This is a genomic window from Nocardia sputi (assembly GCF_023501985.1).
In genome coordinates this window covers 1-1,738 of the sequence record NZ_JAMFLC010000066.1, presented here as the reverse complement: position 1 = coordinate 1,738, position 1,738 = coordinate 1, and the positions used below count along the sequence as shown (strand labels likewise).

General features: G+C 65.7%; 1 protein-coding gene. It reads right to left on the bottom strand.

All coding sequences use genetic code 11. The features are described 5' to 3' along the window. Positions 1–41: 41 nt before the first annotated feature. The gene (locus M8859_RS36625; protein ID WP_249645676.1) at positions 42–1,643 is read right to left on the bottom strand and encodes an ISL3 family transposase; all 1,602 of its coding nucleotides are present in this window, start codon (positions 1,641–1,643) and stop codon (positions 42–44) included. Positions 1,644–1,738: the final 95 nt, after the last annotated feature.

Below are 1,738 nucleotides of genomic sequence, written 5' to 3'. Positions count from 1 at the left end.
GGATCTGGCACAAATTCCGTGATTCGGCTGGTCCGGGTCGCTCAGTCGCTCAACAGGATTCGCTTCCGAAGAAGGTCTGGTTTCGCGCGCCCGAACATCTGGCGTTTGATCATCTTGATGCGGTTGACATGCCCTTCGACTGGCCCACTGTTCCAGGGCAGGGTCAGGCCGGCGGTCACCGCGTCGAAGTCGCGGCGCAGGCCACGGACGAATGAGTGCAGGGCTGGTAGGTCGTCGGCGTCGACGGCTTTCATCCATTGCTCCAGTTCACGGCCGCGTAGCTGGCGCATCATCGTTGCGAAGGCCCGGATGTGACCGGCCAGGCCAGTGAGTTCGGGGCTGGCAGTGAGGATCGCATCGAGCCGCTGCCGATCATCGGGATCGAGGCTGGTGGGGTCGCTCATAAGCCAGCTCACGACACGACGCACCGACGGCGGCTTGCGGACAGCGCGAGGAATCTGGCCAATCGTCCGGAACGGGTGGAGGTAGTTCATCACGATCTTCGGTCCGCCGCGGTAACCGAGGGCCTTGATCTCGTGGAATAGCTCGGTGGCATTGGTGCAGCCCTCGTTCCATCGCTGATGCAGGTAGGGCTTGAACTCCTCGAGTAGACTCCGGCGTTGCCCGGTGCCGGTGTTGACCAGCAACTCCTCGACGGTGGCGGCCCGTGCGAAACGTCGAACGGTTCCCCGGGCAAGACCGAGCTGAGCGCTGATCGACCGCAGGCTCACGCCGTCGGCGAGAAGTGTGTGGATCGTGGCATAACGTGCGCGTGTCCGCACGGCCCATTTGTCCGTCCGGTCCGGCGGTGGCGCAACGACTTCGGGAATCGGGATCTCCTGCCGATCCGTGCTGTCTGAATCGGTGTCGCCTTCGGGGGCGGTGATGGTGTCGAGGCAGTTTCGGTATCGGGCCACGACGCGCTCGACTGCCTCGCCGAGGTTGTGCCAGATGTGCCAACGGTCCGCGACCTGCAGAGCGTCGGGCGCGCCGTCCGCGATGCCTTCGGCGTAGGCGCCGGCGCGGTCGCGACACACGATCTCGACGCCGGGATGGGCACGCAGCCAGGCGGCCAGGGTTGCGGCGGTCCGGTCACCGAGCACGTCGACTGGTCGCCGGGTCTCGATGTCGATCAGGATTGTTCCGTAGCGGTGCCCGCGACGAAGGGCAAAGTCGTCGACGCCGAGCACGCGCGGGGTCGCCAGGTCCGGATCAGGCAGCGCCCGGATCTGCCGCAGCAGCGTCATCCGGCTGACCGTGGCCGCCAGATGCCGAGTCATGCGGGCTCCCGGGCGACCACCCAAGGCCAGTGCGACCGCGCGCAGCAGGCGTTGCAGGACGGCGGTGCGCCGCGCATGCCGCGCTGCCAGCATTGGCACCTGTTCAGCGAAAGTCCTTCTCCCGCAGTCGGAGTTGTCACAAAACAATCGCCTCACTCGCAACCGGATCACCACCTCCCTGCCGGTGATCGCGGTGTCGGACAATCGGCGTCCGTAGCGACTGTGGACTCGGCGGGACAACGCGCCGCATCCTGGGCACACGGCTGGTTCGTCACCCGTCCTCGCATCGATTCGCACCCGAACCCCGGCCGAGTCCACACCGTCGATCCTCAGCCCATCCAGATGCGGGAACAGGACCGCCATCGGTCCAAGATCAGAACACCGGCCACATGATCGATTATCAAGCGCGCGTTGGCAATCCGGGTCGGGTCAATCACGCAAACCGTGCCAGATCCAGT

Bases quoted from the DNA above. Each gene is read 5' to 3' on its own strand.
- M8859_RS36625 (WP_249645676.1), bottom strand. From the start codon at position 1,643: ATGGCGGTCCTGTTCCCGCATCTGGATGGGCTGAGGATCGACGGTGTG.